Raw genomic sequence first — 23,215 nt, 5'->3', positions numbered from 1 at the left:
AATTGTGGAAATCTATTCATAAACAGGAAGAGATGACTGCTATGGTTCAGATTCTAGAAGAAGGCTTAAACATTGCCTGCATGCGGGGCGCCTCAGATCTGCATATTTCGGTCGGCATTCCCCCGACCATCCGCCTGAACGGGGAACTGATTGCGCTCGATCGTCCGCCGATAACGCCTGATGATACGGATGCGATGATCAACAGCATTTTGTCCGATGTACAATTAAAAAAACTGGAGACAGACGGGGAACTTGATTTCTCATACAGCATTCCGAAACTCTCGCGCTTCCGAGTGAATGCCTTCAGACAGCGTTCCTGCTACAGCCTCGCTTTTCGCGTCATTCCCCAGAAAGTTCCCGACCTGGCATCGCTGCAGCTGCCGAATGTTCTCAATTCGCTCTGCCGCAAGCCGCACGGGCTTTTTCTTGTGACAGGTCCGACCGGAAGCGGGAAATCGACGACCCTGGCCGCCCTTGTGGACGATATGAACAAGAACATGAGGCGTCACATCATTACACTTGAGGATCCTATCGAATATCTTCACAAGCATAACCGCTGCATTATTCAGCAGCGGGAAATCGGAAACGACACAAAATCCTTTTCGCTCGGCCTGCGCTCCGCCCTTCGCGAAGATCCCGATGTTATTCTCGTCGGCGAAATGCGCGATCTTGAAACGATTCGCACGGCTCTGACCGCCGCCGAAACGGGCCATCTCGTCCTGGCCACGCTGCACACCAATGATGCGGTTTCGACCGTTGACCGGATCATTGATGTCTTCCCGGCCGAGCAGCAGGGCCAGATCAGGATCCAGCTTGCTTCGGAACTCGTTGCCGTCGTCTCGCAGCGCCTTTTTCCGACGCCTGATTATTCGGGGAGGCGGGTCGCCGCCGAAGTGATGATCAATAATAAAGCGATCAGCCATCTGATCCGTGAAAAGAAAATTTATCAGATTCCAAGTGTGATACAGGTCAATCGTGCTCAGCATATGCAAACGATGGCGTCGTGTATTCAGGACATGCTTGCGCGGCGGGAAATCGCCGGCGAATCGGTCGAAACTTTTCTGCTAAGGGGATGAGCATCCATGCCATTATATGATTATGTCGGCACCACCGATCAGGGAAAAAGCAAAAAAGGCCGGCTGAATGCCGCTGACCGCCGGGAAGCGCTGCTTCAGATCGCAAAACAGGGCCTGACGATCCGTTCGGTTCACGAACACAGCGACTCAATCTGGTATAAAGAACTGTCGGTCGGCCGGGCAGTGAAACTGCAGGAAAAAGTTGTTTTCTTAAGGCAGTTCGCGACCATCGTCAGGGCGGGTGTGACGGTCTCGGAGGCGCTCGAAATATTGGGCGATCAGGAGGAAAAAAACAAATCTTTTAAATCGACGATTCAGCAGATGGCGGCCGATCTGCGTGAAGGCCGGTCTCTTTCCCAGGCATTTGAGAATCAGGCCAAGGTGTTCAGCCCGATGATTATCCATATGGTCCGTGCAGGCGAAGGAAGCGGCCGTCTGGAAGAAAGCCTTGATCACCTGGCTACCTACTACGAACGGCTGCACCGGTCACGGCAAAAACTGGCGACAACGATGGTTTATCCGGTCTTTGTCCTGCTGATGTCGGTCGGCGTCGTCATTTTTCTTCTGACAACGATCATTCCGATGTTCAGGTCGATGTTTGCCGGTCTCCGCGTGCAGCTGCCGCTGATTACCCGGATTATTTTATCGATGAGCGATTGGGTAAAGGCCTTTTGGCCCGTCCTTATTATCTCAATTTTCGCCCTGATTCTTCTTGTTTCGATCGCTTTCAGAAATAGATCTAGTAAATTAAGACTGGATTATGCTATAATCAACTTGCCTCTAATTGGGACTTTAGTCCATAAGAGCGAACTGTCGCGTTTGCTATGGATGCTCGCCCTTCTGCTCTCCAGTTCCGTACCGGTGATTGAAGCGCTCCGCTCTGTCGAGAACATTACATCGAATCTCGCCATCCGTCAGGCGATACATAATGTTTCACAGTCTCTCGATTTCGGCCGCCCTCTTTCCGAAGCTTTTCAGCGGGAAAAACTCTTTCCGCCGATTATTTTCCACATGACGGCAATCGGCGAGAAAACCGGTATGCTGGATCAGATGCTGAATCATGTCGCGCACTACTACGAAAACGACGTGGAGCAGATGACGGAACGGATGAAGGCTTTGATTGAGCCGGTTGTCATCCTTTTTCTTGCAGTCATTGTCGGCGTCATCGTGCTGGCCATTGTTATCCCAATGTTTCAAATATATCAAAATTTTTAGGACTAATTCGGGAGGGAATTTTATGCTAAAGCGGCTTCGGGCAAAATCCGGGAAAAATCAGAAGGGCTTTACACTCATCGAACTGCTGGCAGTCATCGTCATCCTTGCCATTATTGCGGCCATTGCCATTCCAAGTGTTATATCAATCATCAACAAGCAAAATGATAAGGCGGCCGTTCAGGATGGATTGACAATTATTCATGCTGCTAAATTATATGTAGCCGATCATAATAATGCGAATACATCCGAAATTTCGTCAGGTGATTTACAAAGCTATCTTGAGACAGCTAATTTACCGAGCGGTGCAACTTACTCAGTTTCTGTTTCAAATGGCATCTATACTTTAACGTACAATAAATTGCCTTCTAACGGCTCATGGGGATCGGACAATACGGCTACTGAACAGGAATTACTGCAGTATAATGGGGCCGGAAATTCATCAGGAAGTTCCTCAGGTAATTCATAAACACGATTAGGGATTGTTAATTGATGCTCATTCTAACCGATATCTATATTTTAACGCTTGGTCTTGTTCTCGGTTCTTTCTATAATGTGGTTGGTCTGCGGGTTGCCGGCGGCCGGTCCATCATTTCGCCGCCTTCGCACTGTCCGTCGTGCGGGCGGCGTCTTGCTATACGCGATCTGGTGCCGGTTTTTTCTTATCTCTTTTTAAGGGGCAGATGCCGGACCTGCCATCAGAAGATCTCGCCGATCTACCCGATTGTCGAGGCTTCAACGGGGCTGCTGTTTTTATTCAGCTTTTTGCGGGCGGCTTCAGTCGCGGATATGCTGTGTGGATGGCTGCTCGCCTCCCTGCTGATGATCGTGCTCGTCACCGATCTGACAGAAATGATGATTCCGGATAGGATCCTGTTCTTTTTCTTGATCCTGTTTGCCGTATTCCGGATCTTCTTTCCTCTCGTCCCTTGGTGGGATGCACTGGCCGGGGCTGCTTCGGGATTCATCGTGCTGCTTCTGATTGCGCTGATCAGCCGCGACGGTATGGGCGGCGGGGATGTGAAGCTGTTCGCGGTTATCGGCCTGCTTGTCGGTTTGAAGACCGTGCTGCTCGGCTTCTTTCTCTCCACCTTTATCGGTGCCGCGATTGGAGTCGCCGGCATGCTGACCGGCATGATTAAACGCAGACAGCCGATTCCTTTTGTTCCGTTCATCGTGCTCGGCATGCTGGCCGCTTATTTCTTCGGAGATCGGCTTATCGCAATTTACTATAGTTTCTTATTTTAACAGCGGGATGATGTGATGTCAGTGTTTGAAAAATGGTTGTCTATTTTGCAGAATCATGCCTGTGTCGGCCTGACTTTCTCGGATTATTCCATCCGGATGGTCCTGCTCAGAGGAAACGCGGATAATCTGTCTCATCTGCAGCACTGGGAGGAATGGCTGGAGCCGGGAATTGTTGAGAACGGACGTGTTAAAGACGAGCAGGCGTTTTCAAATCGGCTGAAGGATATGGTCCGGGCGCTTAAGGCCAGAGGCAAAAAAGCATATTTTGCAATTCCCGATGCTCAGCTTGTTCTGCGCCGGTTTGATCTCCAGGGCCGCCTGTCGGACTCGGATCTGCAAAATTACTTTTTCATCGAGATCGGAAATAAGATCCAGCTTCCGTTTGAGCAGGCGGTCTTCGCCTTCCACGTCATCGACCGCAGCGCGACAGGTACAAGGGTCCTGCTCTTTGCGGCCCCGGAGTCCATTGTGAGACAGTACCGTAAAGTGCTTGCCGCTTCGGGTCTGAATCCGGTCAGCGCGGAATTCAGCGCACTCGGAATTGATCGATGGGCACAGTATAGCCAGCCGCAGATCGCCCAAAAACAGCGGATGTACGTCCAGCTCGAAAAAGACGCATTGTATGTATCGATTATCCATGAAGATATTCCGTTGTTCGTCCGTCAGGTAAGCCTTAAAGATCCGGAAAACAGGTCTGACGATATCCTGTTTTTAAATGCGGCCACCGAAATCGAACGGATGCTGAATTTCTACCAGTACAGCCTCCAGGATGGGACGGACAAAGTTTCCGAGATCTATCTTCTGGGTGACGGCGGACGGATGGCCGCATTCCGCACTGCGCTTTCGGAGGCAGTCTCTCTCCATGTCCAGCTGCTCGCCATCGATCATGAGACGACACAGTGTCCGGACGACGTCGGCGCCGACCTTATTCCGGCAATCGGCCTCGCCATGAAAGAGGCCGTGAAATGATCGATATCAATCTGCTTCCTTATGAGCGGAAATTCCCGAAGAAACTGATCTGGCTGATCGCCGTGCTTGCCTTCGTCTGTGTTCTGGCATTTACCGGCCTGGCTGTTTATTCCTGGAAGCTTGATACAGAGCTTAAAAGCGTTCAGCAGGAAGAAGCCGTCTGGAAGGCGCGTTCATTAAAAAAGAGCGCGGTGAAGCAGCCCGATGTCAGTGTGAAACCAACGCCGGCAGCGGCCGTTGATTTTTTAACAGCAAACCGTCTGTCGGTATTCCTGACCTGGACTTCGATAAACAGACAGCTTCCGGAGGGCGGAACCGTTGTGACCATTTCCTACAGCGATACCGGGAGCGTCACCGTTCAGTGTCATCTGGAACACTTTGCCGATATCCGGCCGTTCGCCGATCGGCTTCGAAAAAATTCATTCTCTCAAGTGGTCACGACTGAAGTTAAACAACCGGATTCAGTTGTAGACGGACTCAGCGGATACCTCGTCACTCTGACCTTGAGTACCGGAATCCGCCTTCCTATCAATCAGTAAAGGATTAAGGATTATGAACAGAACAATTATTGTCAGCTGTCTGTCTATTCTGATTGTCTGCGCCGGCTTCGGCCTTTTTTATCTATTAAAGATCCTGCCGACCCAGCAGACTATTGATTTCTCCCGGCAGAATATCAAGATCTATCAGTCGATCACGGCAGCTAACCAAAAAAAATTATCGCAGCAGAAAAAAGCCCTGGCGGAGCAGGTGAAAGAGGCCAGGAAGGAAGAGCAGCTTGGACAAAAGGTCGACAGGGCCGTTCTCCCGTCCGGCGCCGATATCGAACCGTTTTTTGTGTCGGTTGAACAGAAAGCGGAAACAGAGGGTGTCACCTTCTCATCCGTTGTCAAAAGCAGTACCGGCGATAACGGAAACAGCCAGCAGGCCGCTTCGGCAGCCGGCGGGAACTCTTCTGCTCAAAAAAACAATACCGGCAGTACAAAAAGTGCCGCCCGGCAAAATCCGGCGCTTTCTTTGCTGGCTTCCGATACTTACACCGTGACAATGAACGCGCAAAACCGGGCCTCCATCCTAGCCTTTATCGGATATCTCGAGTCGCAAAAACGGCTGATGCTGATCAATCAATTAAGTTTTAAAGAGAACAACCCGGTCTTTCCCGGCAGCTCCCAGGCTGCCCAGCCCGCAGGCGAAACGGGCAGCGGGACGTCCAGCCCGGCAGGGAATGGAGCCAGGCCGGCCGGCTCGCAATCCGCGCAATCCAGCGGTAGTGCCGCGACAGCCGGCAAAGCGGCCACAGGCAACACCGGGAATAGTGCGTCAAAGGCTCAGGGCTCAGCGGATCAGACCGCGGCCGCCGCTCAGGCGGCGCAGCCCAAGTTCACCGCGACACTGACGCTGACGCTTTATTCGGCAAAAAAATAATATGAGTATCTCTTTAGCTCATTTTCCTGCCGGGCCATCAGATGATGATCGACTTTTCCTGAGACCGTCAATCTCTCAAAAAACAAAGAGCGTTTCCGCGATGAACAAACTTCTGCAGCAGCTGAAAAACTTCCTGTCGCGGTTGATAAACCGGATGTACCCTCGAAGACCGATTAAGCACCGGCGTCGACCGAAAAACAGCATCTAACTGTAACCGGATTTGGGGCGACCTCTTTTGTTTGGTGCGACTTCCCGACGTTTCGGGGCAAGTTTGGCACGATTCGGGGCGCTTTTTCCGCATTTCGGTGCGCCTGTATCCGGATTCGGGGCGACCTCTCTGATTCGGGGCGAGTTTGGCACGATTTGGTGCGCTTTTTCCGCATTTCGGTGCGTCTGTAGCCCGATTCGGGGCGACCTCTCTGATTCGGTGCGACTTCCCGACGTTTCGGGGCAAGTTTGGCACGATTTGGTGCGCTTTTTCCGCATTTCGGTGCGTCTGTAGCCGCATTCGGTGCGGCCTTTCGGCGTTTCGGTGCGTCGACCGATAAACGGCCAAAACTCCCGGCCGAAGGTTGATTTATTTAATCAATCGGGTATAAATTGCTGTTCCGATCATTCGCACCTATTGATTCCGGTCCGTTTACTGCCGTTTACTGCCAATTACTGTTAATATTTTGCATTTTACTGCTTTACGGCGATTAACTGTACGCTCTCGTTTTCCAGCGCACCACGATTCACAGGATCCGCGCCGGTCCGAAGAAAAAGATCAAAGATCGGACGTTTTCGCCAAGTAACGCTGTCCGCACAGGACAGTCCTCCTTTTCAGCGGAATAAACCGCGTTCGCATGAACCTGCCGCTCGTGCAAAGCGACCGCTTTTCGGAAGAATCGCCGGCGCCTTCGCGCCGCGGCCCGGCTGGATACATGAGTTGAGGAGATACCCATTAGCAATCATTGAACAGTCATCGCGCAACTAAAAAAACCGGAACCAAGTTTTTCAGCTTAGTTCCGGTTCTTTTTTTTGAAAACAGAGCAAGAAAGCCCCGAATGTGCCGTTGTGAAGCCGCAGCTTTGAAACCCGCTCGTGAGCAGGTGGGTGCCCTGTTTCACAGTTTACGGATCCCTGCGCGGGCCTGCGTTCCGAGTGAAAACAACGGACTCCCATTCAAAAAATGTTCGGCAAAACATATCGACTATCGACTAACACTTCAGGACTCTCTTTAACTTCTGCATTTATCTTAGCACAACTGAAAGCGCTTATCAACTTTTTATGGTCCCGGCGGGCTTTGTCTGTTCTACTTGCCGATGATCCTCCGTGCGCGGGCAGCTGCAATCTGCAGCGCCGATAAACCGGCGGCAGGGAAAGTTGCCTGCTTCCGTCTTAAGCTCCAGAAGATCGGCCCGGACCTTGTTTCCTCTCAGTCGTACCGCTTTTAAAAAGGTATCTTCAGAATGCTTTCTTTTACTTTAGCAAAGTGGCCACATCAAGGTGCAGTTCGCTCAGCTGGGCCTGGTCGACTTCGCTCGGGGCATGCGTCAGCAGATCCGAAGCACTCGCCGTCTTCGGAAAAGCGATCGTATCCCTCAGGCTCGGGCGTCCCGACAGCAGCATGACAATGCGGTCGATTCCGAGCGCGATGCCTCCATGCGGCGGTGTGCCGTACTCAAAGGCTTCCATGAGAAAGCCGAACTGTTTCTCTGCGCGTTCTTTGCTGAATCCGAGCACCTTAAACATTTTTTCCTGCATATCGTGGTTGCAGATTCGCTCCGAACCGCTGCCCAGCTCAAAACCGTTGAGCACCATGTCATAGGATTGGGCCCGTACGCTGCCCGGATCACTCTCTATCCTGACCATATCTTCCAGAACAGGCATCGTAAACGGATGGTGTTCAGCGACAAAGCGATGTTCTTCCTCACTGTAGGAAAGAAGCGGGAATTCCGTTACCCAGAGAAAGTTAAAAGCAGACTGATCGATCAGATTGAGCATTTTGCCAAGCTTCAGACGAAGCGCCCCCAGGCTGTCGGCAACGATCTTCTTTTTGTCGGCAACGAACAGCAGCAGGTCTCCGGGTTCGGCATGCGTCCGTGCAGCGATCCGTGCAGTCAGCCCCTCATCGAAGAACTTGGCAATCGGCCCCTTCATGCCGCCTTCTTCAACCTTCAGCCAGGCGAGCCCTTTCGCTCCATACGGCGAGACAACGGCGCGCAGGTCTTCGTCAACCTGCTTGCGGGAGAAGCCGGCCGCCTGTCCCTTCACGTTGATCGCTTTGACCTGGCCGCCCTTCTCCTGAACTTCCTTAAAGACTCTGAGCGTGCTGTCGGCTGCGATATCCGTCAGGTCGATCAAGGTCATGCCGAAGCGCGTGTCCGGCTTGTCGCTCCCGTAGAGGTCCATAGCCTGTGCATAGGTCAGTCTCCGGAAAGGACGCGGAATGTCGATCCCTTTTACTTCTTTCATTAAATGAACAATCATTTCTTCAATCATATCCTGAAAAGCTTTCACTTCGAAAAATGACATTTCAATGTCAACCTGGGTGAATTCGGGCTGGCGGTCGGCGCGAAGATCCTCATCGCGGAAACAGCGGGCAATCTGATAATATTTTTCCATGCCCGAAGCCATCAGCAGCTGTTTAAAAAGCTGAGGAGACTGGGGCAGTGCATAAAACTCGCCCGGATGAACGCGGCTCGGGACCAGATAATCGCGGGCTCCTTCCGGAGTGCTCTTTGTCAGGATCGGCGTCTCGATATCCAGAAACCCCTTGTCATCGAGAAAGCGGCGCAGCGTTTTCGTGATTTTATTGCGCATTTTAAACGTCTCAAGCATCTCGGGACGCCTTAAATCGAGATAACGATACTTCAGGCGGACGTCCTCCGACGCCTCGATACCGTCTTCGATCGGAAACGGCGGCGTTTTCGATTGATTCAGCACCCGTATCTCGCTGATCATGACTTCAATGTTGCCGGTTTTTATTTTTTCATTGATTGCTTCCGGATCACGCAATGTCACGGCCCCGGTAACAGAAAGGCAGTATTCGCTCCGCACTTTGTCCGCCTGATTCCAGGCTTCCTGAGAAACTTTCGGATTGAAAACAATCTGAATGATACCCGACCGGTCGCGCAGATCGATGAAGATGACGCCGCCCAGATCTCTCCTTTTCTGCACCCAGCCGGCCAGTGTCACCGTTTGTCCGGCCTGTTCGGCAGTCAATTCGCCGCAATGAGCATTTCGATACATTTTTTCACCCCATTAATTGATTTTCGCTTTTAAATAATCGGCCAGTCCGGCAAACGCGACTTGTTCCTGAGTGCCATCGGTCATATTCCTGACTTGCGCCGCCTGCGCCTGCAGCTCTTCATCGCCGATCACAATGACGAATCGGGCACGGTCTCTGTCGGCCTGTTTGAACTGAGCTTTCACTTTCCTGTCCATGTAATCCTTATCGGCTCTGAGTCCCGTCCGGCGCAGTTCGTTCAGGATGACAGCCGCTTTTCTGCCGGCCGTCTCACCGATCGCCGCAATAAAGCAGTCGAGCGATGTTTCGCTTTTCAGTGAAATGTTTTCGACTTCAAGAGCGAGCAGAAGCCGTTCGATACTGAGAGCGAAGCCGACACCGGGTGTTTCCGGCCCGCCGAGTTCACTGACCAGGCCGTTGTACCTGCCTCCCCCGGTCAGTGTCGTAATCGCACCTTTGCTCGATCCCATAATCTCAAAAGTCGTATGGTTGTAATAGTCCAGGCCTCTGACAAGTGTCGAATCGAGTTCATAGGCGATTCCCATTTCATCCAGAATGCCTTTCACTTTTTCGAAATAATCGTGGGCGGGTTCTGTCAGAAAATCGAGAATCGACGGTGCCGATTTCATCAGCGGATGATCATGGTCCTTCTTGCAGTCCAGAATGCGCAGCGGATTTTTTTCAAGCCTGTTCTGACAGTCTTCACAAAACTCGCCGATCGACGGCTTGAAATGCGCAATCAGCGCCTGACGGTGGGCCGCCCGGCTTTCTGGATCGCCCAGGCTGTTCAGCACAAGTTTCAGCTTCTTCAGGCCGAGCATTTCGTAAAAAGACATCGCCAGTGCAATCACTTCCGCATCAACCGACGGATCCTTCGAACCGAGTACTTCAACTCCGAATTGTGTAAACTGGCGTGTTCTTCCCGACTGCGGCCGCTCATAGCGGAACATCGGCCCGATGTAGTACAGTTTTGCCGGCTGGTTCGGAAGCCCGAACAGCTTATGCTCGACAAAAGCGCGAACAACGGACGCGGTTCCCTCCGGTCTGAGCGTCAGGCTGCGGCCGCCCCTATCTTTAAAATTGTACATTTCCTTCTGAACAATGTCCGTCGTATCCCCAACCCCTCTTTGAAATAAGTCGGTGGATTCAAAAACGGGCGTGCGGATTTCCTTGTAATTGAACAGAGCGCACACCTTCCTGGCACTCTCCTCAATCTTCTGCCAGACTTCCGATTCTTCCGGCAGAACATCGTAGGTCCCGCGGGGTATTTGGATAAGCAAAATGATAGTCCTCCTTCACCTGATTTCCGCTTCTTCCTCTGAAAGGATGGCGGCCGGTCCGGGAAAAAATTGCCGGCGGGCCCGCCGTTTATCGCCGTGATCAAACGGATTGGATTAAACATTGCGGGATAATAAAAAGCCCCCTGTCCGCCGGACTAACGACGAACAAGGGACGAATAAACATTCGCGGTGCCACCCTTGAATTGAAACATCGGCCGATGTTTCCTCTCAATCCGGTTAACGCCCGGGAGACGATTTTTCCTACTTACAACGGGCCGCTACATACCGCAACGCCTGTACTTCAGAAAAATGCCTCGGAAGTGTCCGTCTGCAGGCGCAATTCGCCGGGCGCGTTCTCAGCCAAAGGCGCACCCTTTCTTTGACAGCAGACCTGCAGAACCTCTTCGTCACTGGCTTTGTTCCTTCATAGTACGAATGATTCGTCAATATGTCAAGTTTTCGCGAAAAACAACTGCTCGATACCTTTTAATTTTTAAAAATCTGATTTTTATCGCAACGCCGACACATCACTGCCGCGATCCTGCCGGATTGCCGGGATCAATGCCTCTTGCTTTCTATAATCAGGGTAACCGGTCCGTCATTGATCAGCGACACCGCCATCATCGCGCCGAATCGCCCGGTTGAGACCGTTACTCCCCGGCTCCTCAGTCGTGCATTGAAAGCCTCGTAAAGCGGTTCAGCCTGATCGGGACGTGCGGCCTCGATAAAACTCGGCCGCCTTCCATGCGACGTATCCCCGTAGAGTGTAAACTGCGAAACGGACAAAATTTCTCCCCCGGTTTCCTGAATCGATCGGTTCATCTTCCCTTCCCCGTCTTCAAAAATACGCAGGCCGACGATTTTATCAGCCACATAATCCATATCTTCAGCCGTGTCGCCCTTTTTAATACCGACGAGCAGCATCAGTCCCTGCCTGATCTGCCCGACTGTTTCCCCGCCAATTCGAACACGGGCTTCCATGACTCTCTGAACAACCACTCTCACATCCGCTCACCCTTTTTTGATATTAAATCGCCGGATGATGATTCTGTACGACACGGCCGTTCCGATCATTGCATCACGCGGCGCACGGAATAAATATCCGGAAGACGCTTAATCTTGTCGACCACACGGCGCAGATGGCTGATATTCGTAATCGCAATGGTCATATGAATTGAAGCCACCTTGTTTTTGTCGGCTCTTCCCGACACTGCATTGATTGCCGTATGAGCATCCGAAACACACTGCAGCACTTCATTAAGCAGCCCGTTGCGGTCATAGCCTGTTATCTCAATATCGACATTGTACTCTTTCGATTTCTCTTCATTATTCTCCCACTCCACTTCCATCAGCCGTTCATCCGACTCTTCATTTTTGATGTTCGGACAGTCGACACGATGGATCGTGACGCCCCTTCCTCTCGTTACATAGCCGATGATCGCATCGCCGGGGACGGGATTGCAGCAGCGGGCAAGCCGGATCAGTAAATTGTCGACCCCCTTGACACGCACGCCGAGCGACGTCCGGCGGCGGTGAACGACGGTATTTTTCGACTCGGGAAACTGCTTGGCCGCTTCATCCGCTTCTGTCTCTTTCGCCGTTTTCTCGTCTTCAGTCAGTCTGGCGACGACCTGTTTCGCCGGAATTCCGTTCAATCCGACTGCAGCGTACAGTTCATTCTCATGGGAAAAATTATATTTTTTCACAACATTGGCGATATTCGCCTCAGTCAGTGTATCTTTCAGGCTGATTCCCTGGCTCCGCAATTCTTTTTCAATCATTTCTCTGCCGTTCGCTACGTTCTCCTGGCGCTGCTGCCTCTTGAACCACTGCCTGATTTTGTTTTTTACCGCCGAACCTTGGGCGATCTTCAGCCAGTCGCGGCTCGGTCCGTACGAATGGTTCGATGTCATCACTTCGACAATATCCCCGGTCTTCAGCTTATAATCGAGGGGCACCATCTTCCCGTTGACTTTTGCGCCGACCGTTTTATTGCCGATTTCCGTATGAATCCGATAGGCAAAATCAATCGGCACGGAACCGACCGGAAGTTCGATAACATCTCCCTTAGGCGTAAAAACAAACACTGTGTCGGAAAACAGATCCATTTTGAGTGATTCCATAAATTCTTTAGCGTCTTCTGTCTCATTCTGATACTCAAGAATCTCACGGAACCAGGTCAGCTTGTCCTCAAATTTATTATTGATATTTCTTGTTTTTCCTTCTTTATAGGCCCAGTGCGCCGCGATGCCGTATTCGGCAACGTCGTGCATTTCCTCGGTCCGGATCTGTACTTCAAGCGGATCTCCCTTCGGCCCGATCACCGTCGTATGCAGAGACTGATACATGTTGGCTTTCGGCATGGCGATATAATCTTTGAAACGGCCCGGCATCGGCTTCCAATGTGTATGAATGATACCGAGAATCGCATAACAGTCTTTAATGCTTTTTACAATAATCCGGACCGCAAATAAATCATAGATTTCATTAAACTGTTTGTGCTGATTCACCATTTTCCGATAAATACTGTAGATATGCTTCGGCCGTCCGGAAATCTCCGCTTCGATATCGACCGTTTTGACATACTTCTTCAGGTCTTCGACCACCTGGGCAATATAGGCCTCGCGCTCTTCTCTTTTTTGCTTCATCAGATTGACGATTTTGTAGTACTGCTGCGGTTTCAGATAGCGCAGCGATATATCCTCAAGTTCCCATTTTATCGCCGAAATGCCGAGACGATTGGCAAGCGGTGCGAATATTTCCAGCGTCTCATTCGCTTTCTGAATTTGTTTTTCCTTGCTCATGAATTTCAATGTGCGCATATTATGGAGCCGATCGGCAAGCTTCACGATGACGCACCTGAGATCGCGGGCCATGGCGACGAACATTTTCCGGTGATTTTCCGCCTGCTGATCCTCTTTCGACGTGTATTCAAAATGTCTCAGCTTGGTTACCCCGTCGACAAGCGTGGCGACATTGTTTCCGAATGTCTCACGAATGTTGTCGAGTGTAACCGGAGTATCCTCAACCACGTCATGGAGAAAGCCGCTGATAATGGTCGTCGCGTCCATTTTCAGGTCGACCAGTATGCCGGCGACTTCTACCGGGTGCGTGATATACGGCTCGCCCGATTTGCGGACTTGTCCGCTGTGCGCCCTACTCGCAAACTCATAGGCCTCCTTAATCGACGCAATATCCTTTTCATCGAGATAAGCAGAGGCCTTCTGGATTAATTCATCCATCGTCATATTTCCATCACCTTATGCGATGCCTCATTTCCGGATTGTATTATCACTATTATCTGAGAAAACAGAGTTAATGTAAAGTTTTTGCCTGATTATTCGCCATTCGCTTCCGCGACAAACAAAAATGGCGTCCCTTTTGAAAACAAAGGGGGAGCTGAAAGTGAGAAAAAGAGTGCCCCTGTTCAGGGCACTCCGTCTCGTATCCCGGTTAAAATTTGATCAATGAAAGCACATCATAATCCGTCAAAAGTTTTCTGCCATTCAGTTCAGTCAGCTCAATCAGAAAAGCGACGCCGGCAACGACGCCTCCGAGACGTTTCACCAGCTTAATCGTTGCTTCGATGGTGCCTCCGGTCGCGAGCAGATCATCGGTGACAAGCACGCGCTGCCCCGCTTTGATTGAATCCTTGTGAATACAGAGTTCATCAAGGCCGTATTCCTTCTCATAGGAAACGGTAACCACTTCCCGCGGCAGTTTTCCCGGCTTTCTGACAGGAACAAACCCCACACCCAGAGAATAGGCAAGCGGCCCGCCGATGACGAATCCGCGCGCTTCCGGACCGACGACCACTTCCGCATCTCTTTCCTTCGCGAACTTTGACAGGTCGTCAATCGCCGACTTATAGACAGGCCCTTCCTGAAGGAGCGAAGTGATGTCTCTGAAATTGATGCCCTTGTTCGGAAAATCCTGTACCGATTCAATATACTGCTTATAATCCATTCATGGTCCCCTCCGGCTCAGTAGCTTTATCACGATCGTTTATCCGCTTTTCAAACCACGTTTTCAGTGAAGAAAGCGGGGAGTAGCAAAAAAGATCCTCCATCTCCAGCTGTTTCTTTTCTTTACGATAGGTTAAGGAGGCAGTCAAGGGCGCCTTCACCGGCGCAGAATTTTCTGTCAGGAAACCCTTATCTATTTTAACAAAACCGAGTTCAAAAAACACCCTTGTCATAAAATGAATCGTTTGCTCGGACCAGCCTTTATGCCTGGCAATCTTCCGTGCCATGGCATCCAGCATGAATGAATGTTCCTGACGTATCAGGGCATAATACCAGACAAAGTGCTTCCGTGACGGAAATGAAGTAAAGTAGTGTTCATGCCGATGGTAAAATACCGCGTAGATCCGATGAACCAGCGGGCTGTTCCCGGCCAGTTCGGACAGCTGATCTTCCTGGTCGGGAAGATCAAGCAGCACAAGATCCGGCTGCCTGACGGACATGCCCGGTTCAAACAGCGTGATTCCGCCGGCAATGCCCAGCTCTTCCGCACTTTCCGGATGAAAAGCGAGCAGCGTGGCTGATTCCGGAGGCAGCCCGGATATTTTTTCCCGGATTTTGCGGTCCGACCGCCAGTCAAAAATCTGCGGACCGTCGATACGCAGGTCCTCAATCAGAAACTGCGGCTTTCGGAATCCGTTCCATTCATTAATCGAGCAATTGCCGATCACGCTTGGACAATCAATCGGCGAGATCTGTTCCAGCCGGCCGCCGAGCCCGAACCCGATTCCGTCAAGTTCCTGGTCGCGGCCCTGAAACATCACTTTCAGATGAGCCTTTTCTCTGCCCACGGCGCCGATTTTCGAGAGTCTGACCGCATTCATTCGGAAAGCCGGACGGGGGTTGTCTGTACCGAAGGGGGCCAGCCGCTCCATCTCCTCAATCTGTTTCACCGTAATCTGGTCCGGCGTGCATTCGCCGTCAACAGCCAGTCTGGGAATGAATGCCTGATCATCCAAAGATTCTTCGGCGGCACGGTTGAAATCCTCTCTGAAGGCGTCGATCCTGTCCGCCGGAAGCGACAGTCCGGCCGCCATTTGATGTCCTCCGAACTGCGTCAGGTTTCCCGCACTTTTCTTCAGTCCCAGATAAAGGTTGAATCCGTCAATGCTCCGGCCGGATCCCTTGGCCGTTCCGCTTTGCTGATCGATACTGAGAATAACAGTCGGCCGGTAATATTTTTCAACCACTCGTGAAGCCACAATGCCGATAACACCCTGATGCCAGCCTTTGCCCGCAATCACCAGGGCTTTGTCACCGCGTCGGCAATAGTCGGACGCTTCCTTATCGGCTTCAAGCATGATTTGATCGGCCAGCGCTTTTCTCTGCCGATTCAATTCCTCCAGCCGGCTGGCAAGAAGCGCCGCTTCTTCGCCGTCGTCGGAGAGCAGCAGGCGTAAAGCCGTGTCCGCATCGGCCAGCCGGCCGGCCGCATTGAGCCTGGGCGCCAGCTGAAAACCGATCATATCGCTGTCCACGGCCCCGCTGATTCCGGCTTTTATCTTCAGAGCATCGATTCCTGCAAGCGATCCCCCGCCTATGATCTGCAGTCCTCTGGAAACAATCAGACGATTTTCAGCGCGCATCGGGACAAGATCGGCAATGGTTCCGATCGCGGCCAGTGCGATCCAGTTGTCATCCGCAGGACCGGAACAGACCGCCTGAACGAGTTTCAGCGCTACGCCCGCACCGGAGAGGCCCTTAAACGGATAATCGCATCCGGGCTGTTTCGGATTCAGAATGGCGAATGCATCCGGCAGGATAGCCGGCGGTTCATGGTGATCGGTGACAATATAATCAATCCCCAGTTCCTTCGCTTTCGAAGCAGCTTCTAAAGCGGCAATCCCCGAGTCCACGGTCACGATCAGCTTCACCTGGTCGTTCCCCGCTCTTTCAACCGCCCGGACATTCGGCCCGTAACCATCCGTGAACCGGTTGGGAATATAACTGCTGACTTTTGCTCCCATTTTCCCGAGTGCTCGGATCATCAAAGCGGTTGAAGTGACGCCGTCCGCATCGTAGTCGCCGAACACACGGATCGCTTCACCGTCGCGGACCGCCCGGACGATTCTTGCCGCTGCTTCCCTCATGCCGAGCATTTCCATCGGATCGCAGAATTGCACCTTCTCCGGATGCAAAAAAATTTTCGCTTTTTCCGGCCGATCGATCCCGCGCAGCACGAGAAGGCGTGCGGTCAGTGAAGAAATGTGCAGCGCATCGGCCAATGCGTGCGTCTTTGTTTCATCCGCCTGCTTTAAAATCCAGTGATAGTTTGGTTTTAACAAACGGCCTCCCCTCCTCCTTCACTTCACAATCAATAGACTTTCAGACGAGGCCTTATTTTTTCAGTAAAGAACGGCGCCTGGAAGCGCGGGTTTCTTTCTCTTCGCCGTCCGGTGTCCCGTCCGCGGCGGCCTGATCTCCTTCCCCTGGATGCAGCTCCGTCAGACGCTGCAATTCCCGTTTAAGCTTCCTGATGCGGCGCTGCTGCACATATATTTTATAATAAGTGAATAAGCCGACCAGGAAAGCGCCGAGCAGAAAAAAGCCGAGAATGATCAGAATCAGCGGCAGTCGTACGCTTCCGAACAGGAAATTAAAAGTCACATACCCCACATTCCCGATGGAGAACAGCACGACGATCAAAATAAAGATCAGCGCAAAAAGCAGGCTCCATTGTTTTTTCACTGTGTCTGCCTCCTATTAAGGTAATCAGAAAAAAGAGCAGAAAGACGAAACGAGAGTCTGCCTTTCTTTTTCGAAAATCAATCAGGCCTGCGGCTGCACCGTTCTTTTCCGCTTGCGGCTTGCCAGATAACGCGCCTTCAGCACCGCCCAGAGCGGACAGGCAATACAGATCGATGAATAGACGCCGCAGATCAGGCCGACAAGCAAGGCGATCGTGAACGTGCGGATCGACTCGCTGCCGAAAATCAGCAGAAAGATAACCGGAAAGAGAACGGTCAGGACCGTATTGATCGACCGCGTCAGCGTTTCCCGGATACTGAGATTGACGACGGCACCCAGTTCTTCAAACGTCGTCAGCCGCTTTCTGCTGAGCTTGATATTTTCCCTGACGCGGTCGAATGTCACAATCGTATCGTTGATCGAATAGCCGACAATCGTCAGCACGGCCGAAATAAACAGGATGCTGACCTGAATGTGAAACAGGCTGAATACCGTGATGATAATGAAAGCGTCGTGAATCAGGGCAAGGACCGCCGTCAGCCCCTGAAGAAATTCAAAACGGATCCACACATAAATGATGATAAAGACTGAAGCAAGAATCAGAGCATAAAAGGCATTCTTAGCCAGATCGCGGCCTACCTGCGGCGAAACCGTGCTGACATTGGGATTCACGCCGAACTTGCTCTGAATGGCACTCTTGATCGCCGCCACCTGCTGCTGATTTAATTCTTTATTGAGAGTGACCGTGACCGTATTATTATGATTGCCCGATACGGTCGGCTGTCCCGGCTGATAGCCGAGATCGGTAAAGGTTTTGCTGATTTCAGTGACAGGCATCGTCCGGCTGCCCTGCACGTCGATTCGTGTTCCGCTGCTGAAATCGATACCCAGATTCAGGTGAAAGACAAACAGGGAAATGATGCCGATCAGGATCAGAGAAGCTGAAAAAGTGAAGAAGATATTTCTGTATTTGATAAAATCCAGGTGATTATAAAACTTATTATAGTGCTTATAGTTCATATTCCGCTTATTACTCACGAATATCACTCCTCCTGACGCCGAACAGGCCCGGTTTGTCATTCAGCGCCCTGCTGCGGATCAGCAGGCCGAGGAACAGGCGTGCGCCGTAGACCGATGTAATCAGCGTGATGACGTTGCTGATCAGCAGCATGACGGCAAAACCTTTGACGGCGCTGTTTCCGAATGCAAAGAGCACTCCCGAGGCAATAATGGTCGTCATATTGGCATCGACGACGGTCGGCAGCGCCCGCTGGCTTCCCGATTTGAAAGCCGACAGAATCGATTTGCCGCTGCGTATCTCATCCTTGATCCGCTCCAGAGTGATAATATTGGCATCGACTGCCATCCCGATTCCGAGAATCAGCGCCGCAATCCCCGGCAGCGTCAGGACCGCCTGAAGTCCGACAAAGACTCCCATAACAATATAAACATAAAATATGAGCGTGATATCCGCGATCAGGCCGCCGAGCCTGTAAAAAGCAAGCATGAAAAGCAGAATCGCCGCCACGCCGAGTGCGCCGGCAAACAGCGTCTGCGTCATTGAATCCTGGCCGAACTGCGCGCCGACCGAATCCGAATAGATTTCGGTCATCTTAACCGGCAGCGAACCGGAATTCAGCAGATCCTTCAGGTTGGTCGCCTCCTTCACCGAGGACATCCCGGTGATCTGCACATTGGTCGTGTTCAGAACCTCACTGACCTGGGGCGCTGAAATAAACTTATGATTTTTCTGCGAAGCCTCTTTCAGGAAAGAATCGCCCTTCTGATAGTCCAGCCAGATAACAAGCACATTGTTCGGTGCTTCGGCAAGAATTTTTTTCGTGACACTGGCAAATTTGTTCGAATCTTTCAGCTGCAGGGTAACCATCGGCTGATTGAGCTGATCGAAAGCCACACTGGCCTTTCCCGGCTGCAGTTCGCTCCCGTCCATCATCAGATGGTCCTTATAGTCCCGGAAACTCAGAACGGCCGTTGTCGAGAGCAGCTGGCGGGCCCGTTTCTCATCCTTTACGCCCGGAAGCTGAACGCGGATCCGGTTGCCGTTTTCGATTGAAATACTCGGCTCGCTTACACCGAGGACATTGATACGCTTGTCGATCGCAGCCACAGCGTTGCTCATTGTGTTGCTGTCGATTTTCTGTCCCGCTTTCAGCGGCTTGATCTGATAAAGAACCTCAAAACCGCCCTTCAGATCAAGGCCCAGCTTCACATTATGTATGATGGGCGCCGTAGCAAAACTAAGTATGACTGCCAAAACAATCAGGATTGCAAAAAAGGAAAACAGCGGTCCTTTTTTTACCATAATCGTTAACTTGCTCCCTTCTCTTTCTACGCCGGAAGGGGCCTCCCCCGTGCCGCACCTTCCGGCCGTCCGCATGAATTGTCTATTTGAACAGCGGGCCGTCGCCCAAGCCGACCGGACTGTCTTTTAACATATCCATCCGCAGCTTGTTCATATAATCATTCACAGTCAGCGACATGACCTCGGCTACCACTTCATGTATTCGTTCAGGCTTGTTCCCTTTTTTCCTCTCCAGCCTTTCTTTCGTAAATTTCCAGAATTCATCCATTGTCAGATGATTCAGGCCCAGCAAATGAAATTCTTCAAGTTTGCTTTGCAAAAACGGCATAATTTCGTTCCGCCACTTTTCCATACCTTCATTAGTTTCCGGCATTCAGATTCCTCCCATGATATTTATCATAGCATAACTGGCTGCCAATACGAAAGACAATTCACCGGGCAAAAACCTTTTTATCTCAGCTGCTGCCGCAATACCCGCTTCAATCATTCAGATGCTCACTGGGCAGGGCTTGTCATGCCCGGGCGGGTCCACTGCATATAATCCCAATATGCAGGCGGCAGTCTTTTTTATTCACCGCAATAACGGCAGAAAAAGGTGGACAATCAATGGCACGGCAATCTTTCTTAACCGGATCCCTTATATTAATGGCGGCAGGATTGTTCACGCGCATATTAGGCATGATAAACGGCATGGTCCTTGCAAGGGTTATCGGATCCGAAGGCGTCGGGCTTTACATGATGGCTTTCCCGGCGATGCTGCTGGTTGTCACGCTGACGGAACTCGGCCTCCCCGTGGCCATTTCCAAACTGGTTGCCGAAGCGGAGACGTTCGGGGATCAAAGGAAAATAAAGAAAATACTCTCGATGTCGCTGGCCATCGTCGGCGTTTCCGGTGTCCTGCTGACCGTGTCGATGCTGCTGCTGATTCCTCTTTCAGCCAAATTCCTGTTCGCCGACACACGTGTGATTTATCCGTTGATTGCCATTACCCCCGTGATTCCGATCGTTGCCGTCAGCTCGGTTCTGCGCGGCTATTTTCAGGGCATCCGCAATATGAAGCCCTACGCCTTTTCGGGGATCGTCGAGCAGATTGTCCGTATTTCCCTGGTCGCCATGCTGGCCAGCCTCCTGATGCCGTACGGCGTCGAGTACGCAGCGGCCGGAGCAATGATCGCCGGATCCGCGGGAGAGTGCGCCTCCCTGCTGTACATGCTCCACGCCTTCAGAAAAGAAGGGACGGGCAGCAGCGGCAACGAGCAGCGGCATTACGTCCAACGCACCCGCTCCATCCTCCGGCAGCTTCTCGGAATCGGCCTGCCGACTATGGGAAGCCGGCTGATCGGTTCACTCAGCAATTTCTTCGAACCGATCGTTGTCTCAAACAGCCTTGTCCTCGCCGGATTTTCGATTAAAGCTTCGGCGGAACTGTACGGACAGCTGACCGGTTATGCCCTGACTCTGCTGCTTCTGCCCAGCTTTATCACGCACGCCCTTCATGTTTCGCTTGTCCCGACGATCAGCGAGGCCTACGCCAGAAAATCGTACGGCCTGATCCATTTCCGGCTCAATCAGGCACTGCGCATCGCCATGCTGACCGGCGGGCTGTCCCTCGTCGTCACCTTTTCTTTCGCAGGGCCGCTGATGACATTGATCTACGACTCCCCGTCCTCCGCCGATCTGCTCCGTATCATGGCTCCCTTTTTCATGATTTTCTATTTCCAGGGACCGATGCACGCCGTTCTTCAGGCACTGGATCTCGCGAAAGAAGCGATGCTCAATACTCTGATCGGATCCGTGGTCAAAATTATCACCCTTTATTTTCTGACAAGCCGTCCCGAATTCGGCATTAAAGGGGCGGCCCTCGCCATCTGTATCAACGTCGTTCTCGTGACTGCCCTGCATATGGCTCTGATTATCAGGACGATCGGCTTCTCGCTGATTCTTAAAGACTATGTACGGACTGCGATCATTATTGCCTTTTCCGCTTTCCTCGCTCACTTTCTCATTGAAAGGGTCTTCACCGGCTGGGCCCTGCTGCCAAGAACTGTCGTGCTGATCTCGATGATCGCAGCTTTTTACGCGATCCTTACTTTTTTTCTTGGGATGATTCACAAAGAAGAACTCGGCCAGCTTCCCATCATTGGAAAATGGGTGAAGAACTAATTCCCGGACTTGCCGTCTTTCATATCCATATAAAAATTCCCCGCCTGGTCGATCGTCAGATAATTTACCCGACGGATGTCGCGATAGCCGAATTTTCGCAGCTCCTGCCTCAGCCACAGGTACGTTTTCCCGATACGTTTCAGATTATCCCCGCGCACCTTGCCGCATTCGATAAGCGGAAGGCCCATCGGCGGGCCCGCGCTCCCGGGAAAAGCCGGTTTGCCGGCGGCGGACGGCGGACGTACGCGCCGGGGCGGACGGCTCTCTTCTTTAAGTGAAAGCGAAGCGATGCTTTCCCGGATCGCCCGCTTTGTGAAAGCTTCAAACAAAAATACGTACAGCCGGTAAGCGGCGATCAGCAGCAGAAGCGGTATCAGAAAGGGAATGAGCGGCTCATCCGGCCGGATAACCGCGAAAAAAGACAGTTCGACGGCTGCCAGGAGCATCATAAATTCGGAAAAAGTCCGGTCGCCCAGTTTCGCGGCCATCAGGTCTCTGAATCCAAACAGCATAATTATGATCAACAGCAATGTTCTGGCAGCCGCCGTTCCCATATTTCTCCTCCTCCGCATTCTTTTTCTTATGCTTAGTATGGACAGAACGAAGCATTTCATGAATCGCCGGATCTGCTCTTTTTGGCATCAACCGTCCGCCGTCTGAATACTATTGAAGGTAAACGGGCATTGACAAGCGTCGACTTTTCAGAAAAGAACACTCAATCACATCTATGGAGGTGGAAAAATGGCACGAAACTGGCTGGCTGCCGTAACGTATGGAATCGCTGCTTCATTTGTCATCGTCCTTGCCTCTGCTTTTCTGCTTGCTTCTCTTTTACGCTTCACATCTTATTCAGAAACCGGCGGATCCGTCCTGCCGATTATCATATCAATCGGCGCTTTGTTCATCGGCGGGATTATATCCGGTTCGAAAATGAAAGAGAGAGGGCTTCTGATCGGATCCGTCACCGGCCTTTTTTATTGCTTGTTCAGCCTGTTTTTTCAGTTTCTCGGGCTTGATCAGGCGCCGGGGCTGAATCAATACATTTTCTATTTGACCAACATTGCCTCCTGCGCGATCGGCGGAGCGATCGGTGTCAATTTCTTCCAGGGAAAACGTCCTTAGTCTCTTCCTTCCGGCCGGAAAAGTCATCTGTGGACAGCGGTCAATCGGTCTTTACCGGTTCGGAAATAAAAAAAGCGGCCTTTTTCAGGACCGCTTTTTTTATTTAATTTTCCGCCTTTTCAGCAGATGATTCTTTTGTTTCTTTCTTATCCTTGTCGTTTTCGGAATGAGCGTTCGAACCGGTCTTTTTCAGTACCGTACGAACGGCATTGCGTTCGAAAGTCAGTTTGCTGCTCCCGCATCTGAGAACCACCGTCTGATCGTCGATCGAATCAATCGTCCCCTGCAGGCCGCCGACGGTGACAATCTTGTCTCCGCGCGACAGCGCGGCCTGCATCTGTTTCGTTTCTTTCGTTCTCTTCTGCTGCGGACGGATCAGCAGAAAGTAAAAGATAGCAATAAAAATAATCAGCGGTATTAATGTTCCTAAACTGGCCATGGTCAGCCTCCCTTTCAAC

19 protein-coding genes, 1 other RNA gene and 1 pseudogene are annotated in these 23,215 nt (G+C 51.6%); 9 read left to right on the top strand and 12 right to left on the bottom strand.

Translation table 11 applies throughout. The features are described from left to right. Positions 1–32: 32 nt before the first annotated feature. The 7 genes from Q6A92_RS13170 to Q6A92_RS13140 are packed head-to-tail and all read left to right on the top strand — an operon-like array spanning position 33 to position 5,927. Positions 33–1,076: a type IV pilus twitching motility protein PilT gene (locus Q6A92_RS13170; protein ID WP_443029731.1), complete on the top strand. Its 1,044-nt coding sequence runs from the start codon at positions 33–35 to the stop codon at positions 1,074–1,076. 6 nt (positions 1,077–1,082) lie between these two features. After that, the gene (locus Q6A92_RS13165; protein WP_274398058.1) at positions 1,083–2,291 is read left to right on the top strand and encodes a type II secretion system F family protein; all 1,209 of its coding nucleotides are present in this window, start codon (positions 1,083–1,085) and stop codon (positions 2,289–2,291) included. A gap of 22 nt (positions 2,292–2,313) precedes the next feature. After that, positions 2,314–2,757, top strand: a complete 444-nt coding sequence (locus Q6A92_RS13160; RefSeq protein ID WP_274398059.1) for a prepilin-type N-terminal cleavage/methylation domain-containing protein — start codon at positions 2,314–2,316, stop codon at positions 2,755–2,757. A gap of 23 nt (positions 2,758–2,780) precedes the next feature. Further along, positions 2,781–3,536 carry a prepilin peptidase gene (locus Q6A92_RS13155; protein ID WP_332238378.1) on the top strand — a complete coding sequence of 252 codons (756 nt, stop codon included), beginning with the start codon at positions 2,781–2,783 and terminating at the stop codon, positions 3,534–3,536. Between the two features lie 15 nt (positions 3,537–3,551). Beyond that, complete coding sequence (gene pilM / locus Q6A92_RS13150; protein ID WP_332238377.1) at positions 3,552–4,505, top strand: type IV pilus biogenesis protein PilM; 954 nt, start codon at positions 3,552–3,554, stop codon at positions 4,503–4,505. After that, the gene (locus tag Q6A92_RS13145) at positions 4,502–5,044 is read left to right on the top strand and encodes a PilN domain-containing protein (RefSeq protein ID WP_274398062.1); all 543 of its coding nucleotides are present in this window, start codon (positions 4,502–4,504) and stop codon (positions 5,042–5,044) included. Before pilM ends, Q6A92_RS13145 begins: the two co-directional genes overlap by 4 nt. Positions 5,045–5,057: 13 nt before the next feature. Beyond that, the gene (locus Q6A92_RS13140; protein WP_332238376.1) at positions 5,058–5,927 is read left to right on the top strand and encodes a hypothetical protein; all 870 of its coding nucleotides are present in this window, start codon (positions 5,058–5,060) and stop codon (positions 5,925–5,927) included. A 1,035-nt stretch (positions 5,928–6,962) separates the two neighbouring features. Here the strand turns inward: Q6A92_RS13140 and ssrS are convergent. From ssrS to Q6A92_RS13085, 10 genes and pseudogenes are all read right to left on the bottom strand, one after another. Then, positions 6,963–7,144: non-coding RNA, 6S RNA (ssrS, locus tag Q6A92_RS13135), on the bottom strand. Positions 7,145–7,388: 244 nt separating this feature from the next. Further along, a complete protein-coding gene (aspS, locus tag Q6A92_RS13130) occupies positions 7,389–9,161 on the bottom strand; it encodes an aspartate--tRNA ligase (RefSeq protein ID WP_274398064.1) in 1,773 nt (590 codons plus the stop codon). Positions 9,162–9,173: 12 nt separating this feature from the next. After that, positions 9,174–10,439 (bottom strand): histidine--tRNA ligase, encoded by a 1,266-nt coding sequence (hisS, locus tag Q6A92_RS13125; protein WP_274398065.1) that lies wholly within the window; start codon positions 10,437–10,439, stop codon positions 9,174–9,176. Between the two features lie 558 nt (positions 10,440–10,997). Then, complete coding sequence (dtd, locus tag Q6A92_RS13120) at positions 10,998–11,444, bottom strand: D-aminoacyl-tRNA deacylase (RefSeq protein ID WP_274398066.1); 447 nt, start codon at positions 11,442–11,444, stop codon at positions 10,998–11,000. 65 nt (positions 11,445–11,509) lie between these two features. Beyond that, entirely contained in the window at positions 11,510–13,687 is a 2,178-nt protein-coding gene (locus Q6A92_RS13115; protein WP_274398067.1) for a RelA/SpoT family protein, read from the bottom strand. Between the two features lie 205 nt (positions 13,688–13,892). Then, positions 13,893–14,405: an adenine phosphoribosyltransferase gene (locus Q6A92_RS13110; protein WP_332238375.1), complete on the bottom strand. Its 513-nt coding sequence runs from the start codon at positions 14,403–14,405 to the stop codon at positions 13,893–13,895. Next, positions 14,395–16,746 carry a single-stranded-DNA-specific exonuclease RecJ gene (gene recJ, locus Q6A92_RS13105; RefSeq protein ID WP_332238374.1) on the bottom strand — a complete coding sequence of 784 codons (2,352 nt, stop codon included), beginning with the start codon at positions 16,744–16,746 and terminating at the stop codon, positions 14,395–14,397. The genes Q6A92_RS13110 and recJ overlap by 11 nt, the downstream gene beginning before the upstream one ends. A 52-nt stretch (positions 16,747–16,798) precedes the next feature. Then, the gene (locus tag Q6A92_RS13100) at positions 16,799–17,149 is read right to left on the bottom strand and encodes a LapA family protein (protein ID WP_274398070.1); all 351 of its coding nucleotides are present in this window, start codon (positions 17,147–17,149) and stop codon (positions 16,799–16,801) included. An 81-nt stretch (positions 17,150–17,230) separates the two neighbouring features. Continuing rightward, positions 17,231–19,472, bottom strand: a pseudogene (gene secD, locus Q6A92_RS20325) (protein translocase subunit SecD). A gap of 82 nt (positions 19,473–19,554) precedes the next feature. Beyond that, a complete protein-coding gene (locus Q6A92_RS13085) occupies positions 19,555–19,845 on the bottom strand; it encodes a post-transcriptional regulator (protein WP_274398073.1) in 291 nt (96 codons plus the stop codon). Between the two features lie 233 nt (positions 19,846–20,078). Here Q6A92_RS13085 and spoVB point away from each other — a divergent pair, with 233 nt between their 5' ends. Next, a complete protein-coding gene (spoVB, locus tag Q6A92_RS13080) occupies positions 20,079–21,635 on the top strand; it encodes a stage V sporulation protein B (RefSeq protein ID WP_274398074.1) in 1,557 nt (518 codons plus the stop codon). On the opposite strand, the gene Q6A92_RS13075 is transcribed toward spoVB, so the two are convergent. Next, positions 21,632–22,189 (bottom strand): YetF domain-containing protein, encoded by a 558-nt coding sequence (locus Q6A92_RS13075; protein ID WP_274398075.1) that lies wholly within the window; start codon positions 22,187–22,189, stop codon positions 21,632–21,634. The two genes, spoVB and Q6A92_RS13075, sit on opposite strands and share 4 nt — an antisense overlap. A 187-nt stretch (positions 22,190–22,376) precedes the next feature. On the opposite strand from Q6A92_RS13075, the gene Q6A92_RS13070 reads away from it, so the two are divergent. Next, a complete protein-coding gene (locus Q6A92_RS13070) occupies positions 22,377–22,757 on the top strand; it encodes a TIGR04086 family membrane protein (RefSeq protein ID WP_274398076.1) in 381 nt (126 codons plus the stop codon). 103 nt (positions 22,758–22,860) lie between these two features. Here the strand turns inward: Q6A92_RS13070 and yajC are convergent, their stop codons facing one another. Then, the gene (gene yajC, locus Q6A92_RS13065) at positions 22,861–23,196 is read right to left on the bottom strand and encodes a preprotein translocase subunit YajC (RefSeq protein WP_274398077.1); all 336 of its coding nucleotides are present in this window, start codon (positions 23,194–23,196) and stop codon (positions 22,861–22,863) included. Positions 23,197–23,215: the final 19 nt, after the last annotated feature.

The sequence above is a fragment of the Sporolactobacillus sp. KGMB 08714 genome, assembly GCF_036598985.1.
Lineage (GTDB): Bacteria > Bacillota > Bacilli > Bacillales > Sporolactobacillaceae > Sporolactobacillus.
This window is presented reverse-complemented; position numbering and strand designations above follow the sequence as displayed.